Below are 18,239 nucleotides of genomic sequence, written 5' to 3'. Positions count from 1 at the left end.
ACTGATGTTTTATAAAAGTAAAGAGGGTTTATCCGAAAAATCTGTTACAGAAGGAAAAAAGCCATGTCAGATAGGGCAGAGTGTTTTTTCTAGATATGATGATGCAAAGAACGGTAGCTATAACCAACAAAAACTTTTTTTATTGACACTCTTAAAAGAAGTAATCATTTTTTTTCGCAAATGGTTAGAAGATTGTATCAATAAAGAAGTTTCTTTTGGTATCCTTTTTTCGCTGATTTTAGTCTTTTTTGCCCTAGGAATCATTTTCTATTTTCATTTAGAGTGGGAACCAAGTTGGGGACAATTGGGGGCGTTGGTCAGTATTTTTCTGGGAATATTCTATGTTGCACGTTTTTATCGAAAAATATGGATTCCCGTGGGGTTTCTGTTTTGTATTATATTGGGTGCTTTAGCGGCAAAAATAGAAACGTGGCGTATTGCAACACCCATGCTAAGCAGTGACATTGTCACTACATTGACGGGAAGAATTGTTTCTATTGAGTCAGGTGCCAAAGGAGGATTTCGTTTAGTTTTGGAGATTTTGAATACAGAAAATCCTGTATTACGCCATAGTCTTCATCGTGTTCGTTTATCGGCAAGATATTTGCCATCTGGCTTAGCGATTGGTGATGGACTGCATGGAAAAGTTAAGATTCGTGCATTCTCTGGGCCTGTGCGTCCAGGAGGCTACGATTTTAGTTTTCATAATTATTTTAAAAGAATTGGAGCACAAGGCGTTTATTTAGAAAAACCAAGAAAAATATTCGTTTCGCAGCCTGATGGAATATTCGCTATCATTCTACAGAAAATTGAAAATTTACGCACGAAGATGACACAAAGAATCCATATAGCCCTTGAAGGAGAAAAGGGGAGTGTTGCAGCTGCCCTCATAACAGGGCAGCGTGCTGGTATTTCAAATGAGACAAATGAAGCATTACGTACAGCTGGATTAGCCCATATTTTATCAATATCAGGTTTACATATGGCGTTGTTAAGCGGCATAGTTCTTTTGAGTATCCGTAGTTTTTTAGCATTTTTTCCAGTTTTTTCTTCCTATTATTCCAGTAAAAAATTTGCTGCTATCGTTGCTTTTATGATAACAGCTTTTTATTTGTTATTGTCGGGCTTAGCAATATCAGCGCAAAGAAGTTTTGTGATGATTGCTGTTATGTTGGTTGCTATATTGTGTAATCGCTCTGCTATAACAATGCGTAATTTCTCCATTGCAGGGTTGATAACTCTAGCGATGACACCCCATGAAATATTAGGTCCTAGCTTTCAAATGTCCTTTTCTGCGACTGCTGCTTTGATCGCTTTTTTTGATTGGTGGAGTGGAAGATCATTTTTTCGTAAAAGAAAAACAACACCCTCTTATGTTGGAGGAGGAGTGATAAATTTTGTTTTCTCATCGATGCTTTCAACATGTGCTTCTTCCTTTGTTGCAGGGAGTGCAAGTGGAATTTATGCTGCTTATCATTTTTCTAATATGGCATCTTTGAGCATTATTAGTAATGCTTTTGCTTTGCCTGTCATCTCAATTTTTGTCATTCCCTTTGGGTTAATCGCAGTTCTTGCAATGTTAGGAGGATTCGAATGGCTTCCTCTTCAAATTATGGGTTTTGGAGTTGATCTTGTAATAAAGATTGCACATGCTATCAAGGCTATTTCTCCTGATTTGAATCCTGGTTTTATGCCGTTATCAGCGTTAGTTTTATTGAGTATAGGCTTGGTTGGACTGACTTTTTGCAAAACACCCATCCGGCTCTTTTTTAGTTTGTTTATTTTGGCAGGTATTTCTATTTGTGTAATGCATTCACCTGTACAACTGATTATAGCAGATAATATGCGTCTCGTGGGCGTTATCCATGATAAAAAATTATATATTGATCGTTACCATATTTCTAAGTTCACGACATCCATATGGAAAAAGTCATTTCGTGTGAATGAAACGATTAAACCAACAAAATATGGTCCTTCGTTGCACGGACAATTTATTTGTGATTATCATGTATGTACATCTTTATTGGATAATGGATTAAAAGTGATCGTTTTACAGAGAGAAACAGATCAATGTGTAGAGGCAGATATTCTCATTCAGACATTTGTGATGCATAATCCAACTTGTTACAAGAAGTCAAAAATAATATTTATGCCTCAACAATTGTTATCACGAGGAAGCGTTATGATGACCAAAGGTGGAGATATTATTTGGTCTTCTCTAGGGTTTCATAGACCATGGAATATGCACAGACAGCATTCATAAAAACATATAATCGGTCATATTTTGCTTCACATTTGGATAATGACAAAACAAAAAATAACAGAAGACTTTTCTCATAATATTTTACGGTATTTAGATTGGTAATTTTATCAACGTCATTGAAACGAGATAATAATCTACAGTTTTCTAGAAATAGATGATTTTTTATATCTGATCATTTTAATTTTTTCAAAAAAATTGATATGTGCATCTTTGTGCATCCTATTGATAGCACAAGATAAATCAAAAATTCTTATTGAATGAAAAAAATGCTAACAAATCTTCTCAAAGAAATAAAAAAGATAATTGTTGATTATTCTATTTTATTCTTATCATATATTTCTATAACGGGTAACATCTCTTCAAGCAAAAGATGATGGTAAATTTAAATAGATTGCGTCAAGAGGTTATCTTTTATTATCATTATTATCGGTGGTAATAGGGGTGATAAATGCTGCTTATACGGATAGAAGGCAAAGTCATTCATGAATGTTCAGCAGTTAAAAAAAATGGCAGCTATTAAAGCGCTTGAGTTTGTTGAAGATGGTATGCGGCTTGGTATCGGATCTGGTTCGACAGTCAATGAATTTATTCATCTTCTAGGTGAGCGTGTTGCGGATGGTTTGCGTGTGACTGGTGTTGCTACTTCAAGATATTCTGAACAACTCTGTCATAAGTTTGGAGTGCCTGTTAGCACTTTAGAACAAATACCTGAGCTGGACCTTGATATTGACGGAGCAGATGAAATTGGTCCTGAGATGATGCTCATTAAAGGGGGAGGGGGAGCATTGTTGTATGAAAAAATTGTAGCATCGGCATCTCGTGCAATGCTTGTCATTGCGGATGAAACAAAGGTGGTAAAAAGACTTGGTGCTTTTGCACTACCAATTGAAGTTAATCCATTTGGTATCCACACAACATGTAGAGCCATTGAAAAAGTCGCTGATGATTTAGGGCTTTCTGGGAAAATTTCATTGCGAATGAATGGAAAAGATCCTTTTGAAACAGATGGTGGCCATTTTATTCTTGATGCATTTTGGGGCTGCATTTTGCAACCAAAACCATTATCGGATGCACTTCTTGCTATTCCTGGTGTTGTTGAGCATGGCCTTTTTTTGGGGTTGGCTTCACGTGCAATTGTCGCTATGGCTGATGGTCAAATAAAAGTTTTAGAACCGTTTGATTTTTAGAAAAGGCATTTACATGATGATATGTTAGCACAGTAAATAAAGGGTCTTAAAGATTTTAGGTAGAATAACGAATTAAAATTATAATTAGCTATCGGGGTAATCATTAAATGAAAATAATATTTTCTTTTCAGCGTTTTGTCGTATATTTTGGTGTAATTGCTATTTTTTTTGTAAATGTTGGAACGGTTTATGCACAAGGTGTGAGTGATCAACATTTGGATTCAGCGCGAAAGGCAATCAGAGCTATTCATGCAACGGATCAATTTGATAGTTTTTTACCAAATGCGGTCCATGATTTCAAAAATGAACTGATCAGCGATGATCCGAATTTAGCAACAGCTATTTCTGATATTGTTGATAAGCAGGCGCTTGCTTTAATTAAAAGGCGCTCTGATCTAGAAAAAGAGATTGCTCATGTATATGCAAAATATTTTACTCAAAAAGAGCTTGATGCGATAACAACATTTTATAATTCTGATACCGGTAAAAAGTTTTTGACAGAAGTCCCCAATATTGCACGTGATTCTTATTCAGCATTTGATATATGGCGTACTGCTCTTATGCGGGATCTTATAGAAAATGTGAAAAAAGAGATGTCTGAAACACTTAATTTGAATAATTCTACTATGCCTACAAATATGCCAATAAAATCAGAATCTTCAGAAAATAAAAAATAGCTTGATCGATATCATGACAACAATGGGCAATTTCTGATTTTTTTAATAGCGGCGGTTTTCCCGCCGTTTTTAATATTTTAATGAGAGTAGGTCTTTTTAGAATACTGCTTTATAAAAAATGCTTCTTCAAAAGAAAAAAAGACTTTCATTTGATAATAAAAGACCTTAGCCTACTCTTGCAGCTATATAAGAAGGAATAATTCGTGGGCTCTTTTGATTTTGATTTATTTGTTATTGGAAGTGGTTCTGGTGGAGTGCGTGCAGCACGGCTTGCTGGAGGTCTTGGCAAGCGGGTCGCTATAGCAGAGGAATATCGTATAGGGGGCACTTGTGTTATTCGTGGTTGCGTTCCCAAAAAACTTTATGTTTATGCATCACAATATGTAAAAGAATTTAAGAAAAGTGTTGGTTTTGGGTGGGAATATGCGGATCCAATTTTTAGCTGGGAAAAGTTGGTTGCAGCTAAAAATAAAGAAATATCAAGGTTAGAAGGGCTGTATCGTAAGGGATTAGAAAATAACAATGTGCATATTTATGAAAGTCGTGCTACTTTTATAGATGATCACACATTAGAGCTTTCTGCCACGGGTGAGCGGGTAAGTGCAGAAAAAATTTTGATTGCAACGGGAGCAAAATTTGCACAAAATACTCCCATAGAAGGTGGTGAATTTTGCCTTACTTCTAATGAGATTTTTGACCTTGATCAACTCCCAAAATCAATAGTCATTGTTGGTGGAGGGTATATTGGTGTTGAATTTGCTAATATTTTTCATGAATTAGGTGTAAAAACAACACTCCTCCATCGGAGTGATTTAATCCTTCGTAATTTTGATCATGATTTGCGGCAATTGCTCAGCGATGCAATGATTGAAAAAGGGATTTCTATTCTCTACGGAATAACAATTTCTAAAGTGCAGGCTGCAGAAAATTGTTATGAAGTTGTTTTATCAAATGGGAAAATAATCAGTGCCGATCAGATTATGTTGGCTACGGGGCGTGTACCAAATACAACGGGTTTAAGACTTGATAGGGCAGGTGTTCAAGTGGATGAATTTGGTGCAGTTGTTGTTGATGAGAAAATGACAACAAATATCCCCCATATTTGGGCTGTTGGTGATGTAACAGGTCATATTCAATTAACACCTGTTGCGATTCATGATGCAATGTGTTTTGTTAAGACAGCATTTGAGAATATTCCCACAACACCTGATTATGATTTAATTACAACAGCAGTTTTTTCACAGCCAGAGATTGGAACGGTGGGTCTTTCAGAAGAAGAGGCGGTAAAGCGTTATAAGCGTCTTGAAATTTATCGTACAGTTTTTCGTCCTATGCGTAATGTTCTTTCTGGTAGTTCAGAGAAAATGCTTATGAAACTCATTGTTGATGGTGAAAGCCGTATTGTTGTGGGCGCTCATATTTTAGGGGAAAATGCTGGTGAGATGGCACAGCTTATAGGGATATCTCTCAAGGGTAAGCTGACGAAGGATATTTTTGACGAGACGATGGCAGTGCATCCAACGATGGCAGAAGAATTGGTAACAATGTATAAACCAAGTTATATATATGAAAATGGGAAGAAAATAGAAAGTTAAACAGCATATATTATGGTAAAAAGTTTTTGATATGCTAATCTGTAAGCTTAATCTTTAGAGAGAGTGTAATGATAAAAGAATGGGCGCCTGACACTTGGAGAACAAGGCCAATTAAACAAGTTCCGACTTATCCGGATAAGTCTATGTTAGAAGATGTTGAGCTAAAACTGAGAAGCTATCCTCCTTTAGTTTTTGCCGGTGAAGCACGTGATTTAAAAAATGAATTAGCAGCCGTAGCGAAAGGCCAAGCTTTTTTATTACAAGGTGGTGATTGTGCCGAAAGCTTTGCAGAACATGAAGCTGATAATATCCGTGATTTTTTTCGCGTATTTTTGCAAATGGCGATTGTTTTAACCTTTGGTAGTTCTAAACCGGTTGTTAAAATTGGTCGTATTGCTGGTCAATTTGCAAAGCCTCGCTCTTCTGATATAGAAAGAAAAGAGGGAGTTGAATTTCCTGCTTATCGTGGGGATATTATTAATGGCATTGAATTTGAAGCCGGTTCTCGTATTCCAGATCCGCAACGGATGTCTATGGCTTATCGCCAATCAGCGGCAACACTTAATCTATTGCGTGCTTTTTCACAAGGTGGCTATGCTAATTTAGAAAATGTTCACACATGGATGTTGAGTTTTGTTTCTAACAGTCCGCAGGGGGAACGTTATGAATTATTGGCAGAGCGTATTTCTGAAGCAATTGATTTTATGCGTTCTATAGGGATTACATCCAAAACACATTCTTCATTGCGTGAAACATCTTTTTATACCAGTCATGAAGCACTGTTGCTTGGTTATGAAGAGGCTTTGACTCGGATTGATTCAACTTCAGGAAATTGGTATGCAACATCTGGTCATATGTTATGGATTGGTGACCGTACGCGTCAGATTGACCATGCTCACGTTGAATATTGTCGCGGCATTAAAAATCCTATAGGATTAAAATGTGGTCCTTCCATTGAGTCTGATGAGCTTTTAAAATTAATTGATATTTTAAATCCTGAAAACGAGTTGGGGCGGCTTACTCTCATTACGCGCTTTGGTTATGATAAAGTTGAACGTTATCTGCCTAAACTCATCCGTGCCGTTGAACGCGAGAAGCGTGCGGTTATATGGTCATGTGATCCAATGCATGGCAATACAATTACTGCCAATGGTTATAAGACGCGTCCCTTTGATTATGTTTTAAAAGAAGTAGAGAATTTTTTTGCAGTGCATCGTGGAGAAGGAACTTATCCAGGGGGCATTCATATTGAGATGACAGGTCGTGATGTTACTGAATGTACAGGAGGGGCGCATGCCATTTCTGTGGACGATCTATCTGATCGTTATCATACGCAATGTGATCCTCGGCTAAATGCAGATCAAGCGTTAGAATTGGCTTTTCTTGTTGCTGAACTCCTTAAAAAAAATCGTGCGACTGACTCGTTAGCAATTGCTGCTGAGGGGTAGGCAAAAATTTACTTAATATTTTTTTAGGTCATTATGGCAGAAGAGAATTTTTAAAAAAGTGATATTTCCGATGATGAAGAATAAAGTTGTGGTTGCTAAACTGATGAAATGATACAAAGGCTTATGAAAAATGATTTTCGGGTATCAATTGCCCAATTAAATCCTATTGTCGGTGATATTGAGGGGAATTTTTCTTTAGCTGTCATGGCGCATCAAAAGGCCAAAGAAGAGGGGGCTGATCTTGTTTTATTCACGGAACTTTTTATAAGCGCTTATCCGCCGGAAGATCTTGTTCTAAAACCTGCTTTTACAAAAACATGTGAAGAGACTGTTGAGAAATTAGCAAAGATAACCGTAGGCGGACCAGGAATTGTCATTGGTCTTCCATTAAGGCACAATGGTAATATTTACAACGCTGTCATGGTTCTTGATGAAGGGAGAGTCATTGCCGAAAGTTTGAAGTTTGATTTACCTAATTATGCTGAATTTGATGAAAAGCGTTTATTTTCTTCAGGTCCACGTCCTCAGCCTATTGTCTATCATGGAATCAAATTAGGAATAGTCATTTGTGAGGATCTTTGGAATGATTCCTCTCTTAGTACAGAGCTTAAAGATAAAGGAGCGGAAATTATTCTTGTCCTTAACGGATCTCCCTACTATCGTAATAAAACTTTAAAACGTATAGATGTTATCCATACGCAAGCTCTACAATCTGGAGTGCCAATTATCTACGCTAATCAAGTTGGTGGTCAAGATGAGCTCGTTTTTGATGGTGGGTCTTTTGCCTTGAATGGACAAGGCAAAAAGATATTTCAAATGAAACACTTTGATAGCCATATTGCTTTAAGCCATTGGCAAAAAACAACGACGGGATGGCACTGTATTTCAGGTCCTAATGAAAGTCTTCTCAATGGATTAGCGGCTGATTATCAAGCTTGTGTTTTGGGGTTGAAAGATTACGTTAATAAAAACGGCTTTAAGGATGTTATTCTTGGTCTTTCAGGAGGAATTGATTCAGCCCTGTGTACGGCAATGGCGGTGGATGCTCTTGGTGCTGAGAGGGTTCGCACCATTATGATGCCCTATCATTATACTTCGCAAGAATCATTAAAAGATGCCAAAGAATGTGCTGATCTTTTGGGATGTCGTTATGAAATCATACCGATTGCACAACCTGTTGAGGCTTTTTTAAAGACAATGGCACCTCTTTTTTTAGGGTTACCCCCTGATATAACAGAAGAAAATCTTCAAAGTCGTATACGCGGTACAGTTTTAATGGCGCTTTCAAATAAATTCGGTTCAATGGTGGTAACGACAGGCAATAAGTCAGAAATGGCTGTGGGATATGCGACACTGTATGGTGATATGAATGGCGGGTTTAATCCTCTTAAAGATATTTATAAAATGCAGGTTTATGCATTAGCTGAGTGGCGCAATAAAAATCACTTGCACAATTTAAGAGGACCAGAAGGGATTGTCATTCCATCCAATATTATAGAAAAAGCGCCTTCTGCAGAGCTGCGAGAAAATCAAAAAGATGAAGATTCTCTTCCGCCTTATCCTATTCTAGATGATATCTTACAATCTCTTGTAGAAAATGACATGAGTATTTGTGATATTGTTAAACGTGGACACTCACGAGAAACTGTTGCGAAAGTTGAACAGCTTCTTTATGGTGCCGAATATAAAAGGCGTCAATCTGCGCCTGGTGTAAAAATCAGTTACAAAAATTTCGGACGCGATCGTCGCTATCCCATAGTCAATCATTTTCGCGATAAAAATTGAGTATTATTTTATGGTTAAAGTTCGTTTTGCTCCCTCTCCAACAGGTTATATTCATATTGGCAATATCCGTATTGCGCTTTTCAACTGGCTTTATGCGCAAGCGTATAAGGGAGAATTTATTTTACGCTATGATGATACAGATATTGAACGTTCTAAACAAGAATATATCGATGCTATTGCTGTTGACCTTGAATGGCTTGGTATTCAACCAGATGCAATTTATTACCAATCCAAGCGATTTAATCGATATGATGAAGTGGTAGAAATTCTCAAACAACGTGGTCTTCTTTATCCTTGTTATGAGACAACAGAGGAATTAGAGCGGCGTCGTAAAATCCAGCTTTCACGCAAATTGCCTCCTGTTTATGACCGTGCAGCATTGAAGTTGACAACAGAAGAGAGAAAAAACTTTGAATCAAAAGGTCGTAAACCCCATTGGCGTTTTCTTCTTCCTAATTTTGAAAGTGATCCTTTACACACAAAGCGAACAGAAGTTTGCTGGAATGATGCAATAAAGGGAAAGCAGACGATTGATTTAGCTTCTCTTTCAGATCCTGTTCTTATTCGTGAAGATGGAACCTATCTTTATACATTGCCGTCTATTGTTGATGATGTAGATATGGCTATTACGCATATTATTCGTGGGGATGATCATATTACAAATACAGGCGCTCAAATTGCTCTTTTTAAAGCTCTTAATGCAGAATTACCGGTTTTTGCTCATACCAATTTATTGGCGACAGTTTTAGGAAAAGGATTTTCAAAACGTAATAATGATCTTTCTATTCGTTCTCTACGGGAAGAAGGATTTGAATCTATAGCTGTTCAATGCCTTGCCGTTTTGATTGGGACATCGCAAAATGTGCATCCCTATCCCAATCAAGCTGCGCTTTTAGAGCATTTTAATCTCCAAGATACGTCAAGATCCGTTGCAAAATTTGATATTGCTGATCTTCTTGCTTTGAATAGTCATCTTGTCCATGAGTTAACCTATGAGGAAGTAAAAATGCGCCTTAAAAAACTTTCTATTGAGGGAGATAAGGCGGAATATTTCTGGAACGCGATAAGAAGCAATATTAATAAAGTCAATGATGCTGTTTTTTGGTGGAAAATCATTCATGATGAACAGAATTTTGATACAGTAGCACTAGAGGATCGTGCTTTTGTGCACCAATCACTCGATTTCTTACCTGAAGGTGCTTTGAATGAGGAAAGTTGGAAAATTTGGACAACAGCATTAAAAGAAAAAACAGGTCGAAAAGGAAAAGCTTTATTTATGCCATTACGTCAGGCACTTACGGGCATGGATCATGGACCTGAAATGGGAAAAATTTTGCAGCTTTTAGGGCGTAAAAAGGTAACGGAAAGGCTCTCTAGGAAATAAGAGCGGATTTTTTTAAAGTATTTCGTTCATTTCACTCTTAAAGAGAGTAAAGAACGGGTTTATTTACACGTTTTTATAAGCATGAAAGCAGGAATATCATCACCAAATCCAATGGGTGTGTAATTCTTATTTTTTCGTGAGTGTTGTTGCTCAGATGGCTTCTCCTTATTATTTGCATTTTTGATATATTCTGTTTTATTCTCTTCTACAGATTTTTTAGTGTGAACAACAGGCTCTTTTGGAGCAGTTTTCTTTGATGGTTTTGAAGATTTTTTCTTTACAACAATATCTTCTGTTTGATCATCAGCTATTAAAGTTGAGAGATCTCCATTGAGCCATTCAATTTTTTCATTACTCATTTCTTCGATGGCATTGATATATTTTTGATCAGCTTTTGTGACAATTGTAAAAGCTTTTCCGCTGCGATTTGCACGCCCTGTACGACCAATTCGATGGATATAGTCTTCAGCATGTGTAGGAACATCATAGTTAAATACATGACTTACAGCTGGAATATCGAGTCCACGGGCAGCAACATCAGAAGCAACAAGAAGTGTAAGTTTATTATTTTTAAAATCAGCTAGGGTGTTCATGCGCGAATATTGGTCCATATCTCCATGAAGTGCCCCTACATTAAAGTTATGTTTGATGAGCGATCTAAAAAGTTCAGAGATATCTCTCTTTCGATTACAGAAAATGATTGCATTTTGAAGCTCTGCACCTTCATTTTGGATAAGCTCTCGTAAAACCGCTCTTTTATCCCATGATTTATTTCCAGATTTGACAAGCCGCTGTGTAATTGTGGTTGCAGTTGAGGATGCTTTTGTAACTTCAACAGATACAGGAGAATGTAAAAATTGTTTCGTTAGTTTTGTAATTTCTGGCGCCATTGTTGCAGAAAAGAACAAAGTTTGACGCGTAAAAGGAGTTAGCTTACAGATGCGTTCAATATCAGGAATAAAGCCCATATCCAACATGCGATCAGCTTCATCAATCACAAGGATTTCAACGCCCATCAGGAGCAGTTTACCGCGCTCGCAATGATCAAGAAGGCGCCCTGGTGTTGCTATAAGAACATCAGCTCCCCGTTCAAGTTTGCGATCTTGGAGTTCAAAAGAAACTCCACCAATCAAAAGAGCAACATTTAAACGATGATTTATTCCGTATTTATCAAAATTTTCTTCAACTTGAGCTGCAATTTCTCTTGTTGGTTCTAAGATGAGCGTACGGGGCATTCGTGCTCTTGCACGACCTTTTTCAAGGAGAGTGAGCATAGGCAATACGAAAGAGGCAGTTTTACCTGTTCCCGTTTGGGCGATTCCTAAAACGTCTTTTCTTTGAAGGACATGCGGAATTGTTTCGCTTTGAATAGGTGTTGGAGCTGTATACCCCGCTGATTTCACCGCATTAATAACCTTTGCGGAAAGACCTAAATCATCAAAACTGTTTAAAGATGGTATCATTTTTTTATCAACTGCTCTGTGATTTTAACTGCGTTATCTAAATGATAATTATAACCAATATTCTACACTCTTTAAAAGTGTTAAGATGTTTTTACAAAAAATTAACTATAACAATCATATACACATAAAACGCATAATACAATCATTAATAGCGAAATTGTTCTGATAAAATGCGCTCATCCCATGAATGATTTGAGTCAAAAAGGATTGAAGCTGTTACTTCTGTTGCCATTGAAATAGTAACTGAATGGACAGATTTAACTTCAATATTATCTGCAGCAGCATTTACAGGGCGTTTGTCAGGTTCAAGCATATCAAAGCGCACTGTTACTGTATTGGGAAGCAAAGCTCCATGCCAACGCCGAGGGCGAAAAGGGCTAACAGGAGTGAGGGCCATAAGGGGAGCCATAAGAGGTAAGATAGGTCCTTGTGCTGATAAATTATAGGCGGTTGATCCAGCTGGTGTAGCGACGAGGACACCATCACAACTTAATTGTTCCATGCGTACGTTGTTATCAATGGTGATGCGAATTTTTGCGGCTTGATAAGATTGCCGAAAGAGGGATACTTCATTAATTGCAAGCGCCTCGATAGAATCTTGACATTCAGATTTTGCAATCATGCGCAGGGGATGGATTTCTTTTTTATGTGCGGCAGCAATACGATTGGGCAATTTTTTTTCATGAAATTCATTCATAAGAAATCCTACAGAACCTTGATTCATGCCATAAATAGGTTTGCCTGTGTTCATGACGTCTCGTACGGTTTGTAACATTGTCCCATCACCACCGATTGCAACAACAATATCAGTTTCTTCCAGAGAAGAATGACCATAAACGGAAATTAATTTATGGGTAGCTTTGATAGCCTCCTCAGTTTCTGCGGAAATAAAATGAAAGCGACTTGGTAATGTAGCCATTTAAAAATTGTCCTGATACTTATAATTTATGTTGTAACTTATTTATGAGAGTTTTGAAGTTGTAATAAAAGCTCTTTTTATAATAAAAAGAGCATTGAATAAAGAGAAGTTATTTCAAGGTAAAGTATCATTAAAAAGTAAAAGGAGTGCGTCGTTAGATAAATCACAAACAAGTAATTTTTTTATTAGAATGATAATTTAGCATTGAAGCTAAGAGTATGATTAGTTAAAAGACCATAACTGATTTTAATAATCAGTGTGAAGCACCCGTAGCTCAGCTGGATAGAGCGCTGCCCTCCGAAGGCAGAGGTCACAGATTCGAATTCTGTCGGGTGCACCAAATTTTTCAACTTCATATTATCCTAAATAACAATATTACCTAAAAAGAAGCCAATTTCCTCTTTTATGAAAATGGTTATTTGAGTTGTTTATTAAGTTTTTTAGCGAATAAGCAAATGATTTTAAGAGAAGCAAAATTTACGGCTGCGTATATAATTCTTCGGTTAGTCATTTTGAATATCGAGATAAAAAACAAGATTATCTAAATATGCTTTCAATTTAACTATAAACATTTATAACATAAAAATACATATTAATTCAATATGTTATTGTACAACTGCTCTGGCGATGTTGATAGTAGATCGCTAAATATATTGTTTTGAGCATTAAAATAGATAGCTAAATTTTCTTTTATTCTATTTTTGGAGCTAAAGGCTGTTATGGTGAGATGGAACGCAGATGAGGAATATCACCAGTTAAAGGAACAATAAGGAGAAAAAACAACCTTCAAGATTTGAATTGTTTCAAAATGCTGTATTCGGTATGGTTTTGATATGGGTATCTGGTGATTTCTCTATACACCGATATTGCCAGTTATGTTGGATGAGGGATTGTTTACCTTTAATCAACGTTCTTATATACTAAGCGCTAATTATGATGGTTATTTAGTTGGGAGTATGTTCTTTACGTTTGGCAGAATTTGGAATATATTCCTTGCTCCTCGTATGCTATCTTATACAGTTATAGTAATGAGTGCACTTAATTATTTCCATGGCGTTAATACTTAGTTCTTTTGATCCGTTTTGCTGCTGGTGTTGCGAGTGCAGCAATGATGATTTTTGGTTCTATTATAGTCATACAGCATAGCCATATGGGCGGATTATTGCTTCGCTTTATGCAGGTGTAGGAGTTGATATTCTACTACTAGGTAATGAATATGTTATTATTAGTTTGAACAGAGCACTTGATTCAACAAACATTTGGTTTGGAGTTAGCTTAATGTCTGTTCAAAATTTTTAAAAACATATAGGTTTAATTATAACAACTATATCAAAAAACACCTCCGTTATTTCTTTCATTGCAAATGAAACCGCTCCTGTTAATCAGAAAAAACCATCCAAAATATGAATAGATCAATCAAATGGATTTCGTGACTGGCATTATATCGCATTCGTGCTTTAAAAGATTTTGGTGATGTAAGAAAGGCGGTCTAGATGCTTTTATTGAAATTGAAAGCAATCTCTATCATGATGGCAATTGCTGGGTTGCTGATAATGCCTGTGTTGTAAAATCTGGTCGTGTTTATGAAAATACAAGGGGCTATGGCAATACTGCCATTGGGGGCTATGTCTATGGCAATACCCTTATATGTGATAAAACCTATGTGTATTTTGGTGCTCATGTTTATGACAATGCTCATCTTTTTTATAACGGTTGAGTTTATCATTATGCGTGGGTTTATGGGAATGAAAAATTATCCGGTATTGTACGTATTTATAGCAATGCCGCGGTTTATGATCATGCGGTTGTTTAGGCAAGGTTTATGGCAATGCTAGTGTGGGGTGTCATACTAAGGTCTACGGCTCTGTTTATGGCAATGCCAAGATCTCCTGATTATATCGTGATTAGAGGTAATGTATATGGCAATGCAAGACTTGTTGTGATGATAGTATCTACATAATGTCTGCCTATCATTTACTAACTTTTTAGTAAGTGGTGCTTTAAAATTGACTTGTCTTTAAATCCTTTTATGTGCCCTTAATGAATTAAAACCTATCTTATGATAGTTTCAAATGATTATTTTTTTAAGGTTTAGCTCAAAAAAAGAGTAAACCCCATACCATTCTTTAAACGCATGCAATTTATGTTTATCGATAATTTCAAACGATTACGTTTTTAACAATACGATTTGTGTGTGATAAAAACGTATCATAAAATTTATGAACTGTTATGAATGATAGCTGCTTTTCACTTCATTTGAATGTTTACATGCGTTATAACATTTGCATCATGATTTGCTTTTTGTGGTCTATTCATACATGGTAATTGTTTATAAAAAATGGTCAATTAAATCACGTATAAAAGTGTAGATTTTAAATGGGATTTATATAAAATAATTGCACAAAACCTATTGACTTTGTTGTGTTTTTTTATGAATAAGATTCCATCTCGTTTAGACGTTGCAAAAGAAATCACCAAAGACCTTATTGATAAGATTCTTCTCTTACACGGCGTTATCACTTTTGTTTGCAAAAATCTGCTTCGCTTTTGACTTTTGATATGGATACAACCTCTTTTGAGGTAGAGCAAAGAATTTTTTCATCATGGAGAGTACAACAGTGCTCTTCAAAAATCTTGATTGGTCTGTTGAAAAAATAAAGAGGTAGATAATTATTCAGCACGTTACCAACTACCAGATTGTGAAGTACAAATTCTTTATAATGACGCAATTATCAAAGGTTATCCGCAATTTGATTTTGGAGTTTCGATTACGACTGGTATTTTAGCTGCTGCCTGCGTGGTAATTGATCCCTATCAATTCTCAGCACTTACAAGATCTACAGCTTGATTTTGATAAAAAGGGGTGGAGAGTTTGTGAAGAAGAAATATATGCAGATTGGTTGGAATTAAGCTTGATTATGTCTTGAAATAGGCGATAGAAAAAATTGATCTTCATAAATGCTTTTATTCCAGATATGGAGCACCACCTTGGCGATAGAGTGAAGTTGGAGGCACATGAAGGTTATCAAGGTATATGATGCAGATTATAGCTTACTTCATATTGGTGCACTGTCTTTATTGGGTGATGTTGTAACCTTACAATCTTATTATCAAAGTTTCAGTGCAGAGGATCATTTAGGCTTTGATGAAAATACCCAACAGATTCATTTTGAACGTGCATTGGCTTTAGTCAAAGAAGTAGTCAAATCTAAGCAACTCAGCTACGCTTTAATTAAAAAGTAGCAACAATATGAGCTATCTAGAAGAAAAACAAAGTTCTTAATAAGGGCCTTTCCAGAGAGGTTGAGTCTCATTCTTGGAAGGAAAAAAATAGCTAAATTTATCGAAACAAAAGATAAGGAATAGCTCCTTAAGAAATATCAAGAAGATCTAAAAAGATTATAGGAGCCAGAGTCTGGTTTAAAGCTGCCATCATCAGTTGAGTGAACTCAACAATGGTGGAGTTTTATCCATTGGCGGAAATCTGATGTTTGAAAGAGGCTTTCTTGATATAAAGGTAATATTGTAATAAATAATTATTATAAATAAATATGTTGTATATATTCATTATTTTTGAGATTAATGACTATTGACAAATAATTTTGCATCATTTTCTCTCTTCCAGCTTTTTGTCAATCATCAATGAAAATTTTTTGTAATGGAAAGTTCATTGATAACATAACTTTTGTATGTCATTATTTTACGCTTTTAAAAAATATAAAAATAATGAAATGCAATTAAGTCATCAACTTCTTATTTTTTTCAATTTTAAATCATAAAAAAATCTTTTTATTCGTTTTGCTTATAAAAAGAATTAGCTTTTTTCTGGTGCTACAAGTGGAGAAATAAGGATTTTAGATATGTTTCGGCGTTCCATTTCAATCACTTTAAAGTGTAAACCATCAGTTTCAAAGCTTTCTCCCTCATTTGGTAAATGACCAAACTGCCAAAGCATAAAGCCTGCCAGAGTCGTATAACGATCTGCTTCATCCACAAGGTTACGCCCAAGATAACCACTTAAACGGCGGATATCAGCATATCCCTCAACAAGAAGACTGCCATTTTCAAGTTGTTCTGCGATCATGAGTTCTTCATCGTCATCAGGAAAGTCTCCTGCAATAGCTTCAAGAATATCGGTTGGTGTTGCAATTCCTTCAAAAGATCCATGCTCATCAACAATAATTGCAAGCTGAATCGAAGAATGACGTAATTGCTCCATCAATCGTAAAACACTTGTGTTTTCATGAACAACGAGGGGTTCTCGCATAGATTTTTTCCAATTAATCTTTTTCCCCTCAGCCAAATTCAAAAGAAGATCTTTTGTCAACGCAACGCCAACAAATTCATCCACTTTTTCACGCGCAAGAATTAAGCGGCTATGTTTAACCTTTTGTAATTCTTCACGCATTTCATTTTCATCAGCATTTAAATCTAACCACTCAATCTCATTACGCGGCGACATGATAGAGCGAACAGGGCGATCAGCTAAATCGAGAACACCACGAATCATCTCCTTTTCTTCTGGTCTAAACAACTCAGATGCTGCGGCCTGTTCAGCAATAACATCTACAGTCTCAGCAAGGTGACTATCTTTGCTTCCTCCTCCTAAGAGCCTCAAAACAGCATCAGCTGTTCTACTGCGTAGATCATTCGTTTTAATCATTTTTTCACGGTTACGACGTCCAATTTGATTAAAAACTTCGATAAGAACAGAAAAACCAATAGCAGCATACAAATACCCTTTTGGAATATGAAAACCAAACCCTTCAACAATGAGAGTAAAACCAATCATCATCAAAAAACCAAGACAAAGGATTACAATAGTGGGATGACGATTAATAAAACGCATAAGAGCACCAGATCCGCACATCATTACTCCCATAGCAGCTATGACTGCGATATACATAACTGCTGCCTGCTCTTTTGCAATCATACCTGTTGCGGTAATAATACTGTCTAGTGAAAAAACGGCATCCAGCACCACGACTTGGACGATTACTTGCCAAAAAACAGCATAACCAAGGCCTGTTTTTCTTTCATGTGATACCCCTTCTAACCTTTCATGTAATTCTAGCGTTCCCTTTGCTAGCAAAAAGGCTCCACCACCGATTAAAATAAAGCTATGCCAACTAAATACAAAAGATGAAAGTGAAAGAATGACCCTATCGAGTCTCATAACCCATCCAATAACTGTAAGAAGGAAAAGCCGCATAATTAATGCTAAAGTAAGACCTATAAAGCGTGCGCGGTCACGCAAATGCAGTGGCAATTTTTCAGCTAAAATTGCAATAAAGATAAGGTTATCTATTCCTAAAACAATTTCGAGAAAAACCAGCGTGATCAAACCAAACCACGCATGGGGATCAGTGATCCATTCCATCATTCCTTACCTTTTATAAGCTTAAAAGCGCGCGATTGACAAAAAAAATTCATAGGCTTTTATTCGTATATTGGATCATGAACATTGTATGTAAGAAAACTTATATTCAAAGAAAAAAACAACACAATATTGCTTGAA

Annotated in this window: 13 protein-coding genes and 1 tRNA gene; 11 read left to right on the top strand and 3 right to left on the bottom strand. The window is 36.3% G+C overall.

Going from position 1 to position 18,239, the window contains the following annotated elements:
• Window positions 1-4 precede the first annotated feature (4 nt).
• The 7 genes from ACFILU_RS00325 (at window position 5) to gltX (ending at window position 10,339) form a co-directional block, all read left to right on the top strand.
• Window positions 5-2,263, top strand: a complete 2,259-nt coding sequence (locus ACFILU_RS00325) for a ComEC/Rec2 family competence protein (protein ID WP_375674321.1) — start codon at window positions 5-7, stop codon at window positions 2,261-2,263.
• 482 nt (window positions 2,264-2,745) lie between these two features.
• A complete protein-coding gene (gene rpiA, locus ACFILU_RS00320; RefSeq protein ID WP_375674320.1) occupies window positions 2,746-3,450 on the top strand; it encodes a ribose-5-phosphate isomerase RpiA in 705 nt (234 codons plus the stop codon).
• 107 nt (window positions 3,451-3,557) lie between these two features.
• Entirely contained in the window at window positions 3,558-4,127 is a 570-nt protein-coding gene (locus ACFILU_RS00315; RefSeq protein ID WP_375674319.1) for a DUF2059 domain-containing protein, read from the top strand.
• A gap of 203 nt (window positions 4,128-4,330) precedes the next feature.
• The gene (gene gor / locus ACFILU_RS00310; protein WP_273790686.1) at window positions 4,331-5,722 is read left to right on the top strand and encodes a glutathione-disulfide reductase; all 1,392 of its coding nucleotides are present in this window, start codon (window positions 4,331-4,333) and stop codon (window positions 5,720-5,722) included.
• A 68-nt stretch (window positions 5,723-5,790) separates the two neighbouring features.
• Window positions 5,791-7,170 (top strand): class II 3-deoxy-7-phosphoheptulonate synthase, encoded by a 1,380-nt coding sequence (locus ACFILU_RS00305; RefSeq protein ID WP_375674318.1) that lies wholly within the window; start codon window positions 5,791-5,793, stop codon window positions 7,168-7,170.
• A gap of 123 nt (window positions 7,171-7,293) precedes the next feature.
• Window positions 7,294-8,955, top strand: coding sequence for an NAD+ synthase (locus tag ACFILU_RS00300; protein WP_375674317.1), 1,662 nt, complete (start codon window positions 7,294-7,296; stop codon window positions 8,953-8,955).
• A 10-nt stretch (window positions 8,956-8,965) separates the two neighbouring features.
• Window positions 8,966-10,339, top strand: coding sequence for a glutamate--tRNA ligase (gene gltX / locus ACFILU_RS00295; protein WP_375674316.1), 1,374 nt, complete (start codon window positions 8,966-8,968; stop codon window positions 10,337-10,339).
• A gap of 59 nt (window positions 10,340-10,398) precedes the next feature.
• Here gltX and ACFILU_RS00290 read toward each other — a convergent pair whose 3' ends face one another.
• A complete protein-coding gene (locus tag ACFILU_RS00290) occupies window positions 10,399-11,802 on the bottom strand; it encodes a DEAD/DEAH box helicase (RefSeq protein WP_375674315.1) in 1,404 nt (467 codons plus the stop codon).
• A gap of 145 nt (window positions 11,803-11,947) precedes the next feature.
• Window positions 11,948-12,721: an NAD kinase gene (locus ACFILU_RS00285; RefSeq protein WP_273790691.1), complete on the bottom strand. Its 774-nt coding sequence runs from the start codon at window positions 12,719-12,721 to the stop codon at window positions 11,948-11,950.
• Window positions 12,722-12,984: 263 nt separating this feature from the next.
• Here ACFILU_RS00285 and ACFILU_RS00280 point away from each other — a divergent pair.
• The 4 genes from ACFILU_RS00280 (at window position 12,985) to ACFILU_RS00265 (ending at window position 15,964) form a co-directional block, all read left to right on the top strand.
• Window positions 12,985-13,061 (top strand) — tRNA-Arg (locus ACFILU_RS00280).
• A gap of 535 nt (window positions 13,062-13,596) precedes the next feature.
• On the top strand, window positions 13,597-13,788 hold the full coding sequence (locus tag ACFILU_RS00275) for a hypothetical protein (RefSeq protein WP_375674314.1): 192 nt from the start codon (window positions 13,597-13,599) through the stop codon (window positions 13,786-13,788).
• Between the two features lie 5 nt (window positions 13,789-13,793).
• Window positions 13,794-13,907 (top strand): YbfB/YjiJ family MFS transporter, encoded by a 114-nt coding sequence (locus ACFILU_RS00270; RefSeq protein ID WP_375674313.1) that lies wholly within the window; start codon window positions 13,794-13,796, stop codon window positions 13,905-13,907.
• A gap of 1,829 nt (window positions 13,908-15,736) precedes the next feature.
• Window positions 15,737-15,964 (top strand): DUF6990 domain-containing protein, encoded by a 228-nt coding sequence (locus ACFILU_RS00265; protein ID WP_375674312.1) that lies wholly within the window; start codon window positions 15,737-15,739, stop codon window positions 15,962-15,964.
• 571 nt (window positions 15,965-16,535) lie between these two features.
• Here ACFILU_RS00265 and ACFILU_RS00260 read toward each other — a convergent pair.
• A complete protein-coding gene (locus tag ACFILU_RS00260; RefSeq protein WP_375674311.1) occupies window positions 16,536-18,104 on the bottom strand; it encodes a TerC family protein in 1,569 nt (522 codons plus the stop codon).
• Window positions 18,105-18,239: the final 135 nt, after the last annotated feature.

The organism is Bartonella sp. CL100XZDX, from assembly GCF_042195375.1.
Lineage (GTDB): Bacteria > Pseudomonadota > Alphaproteobacteria > Rhizobiales > Rhizobiaceae > Bartonella.
This window is presented reverse-complemented; position numbering and strand designations above follow the sequence as displayed.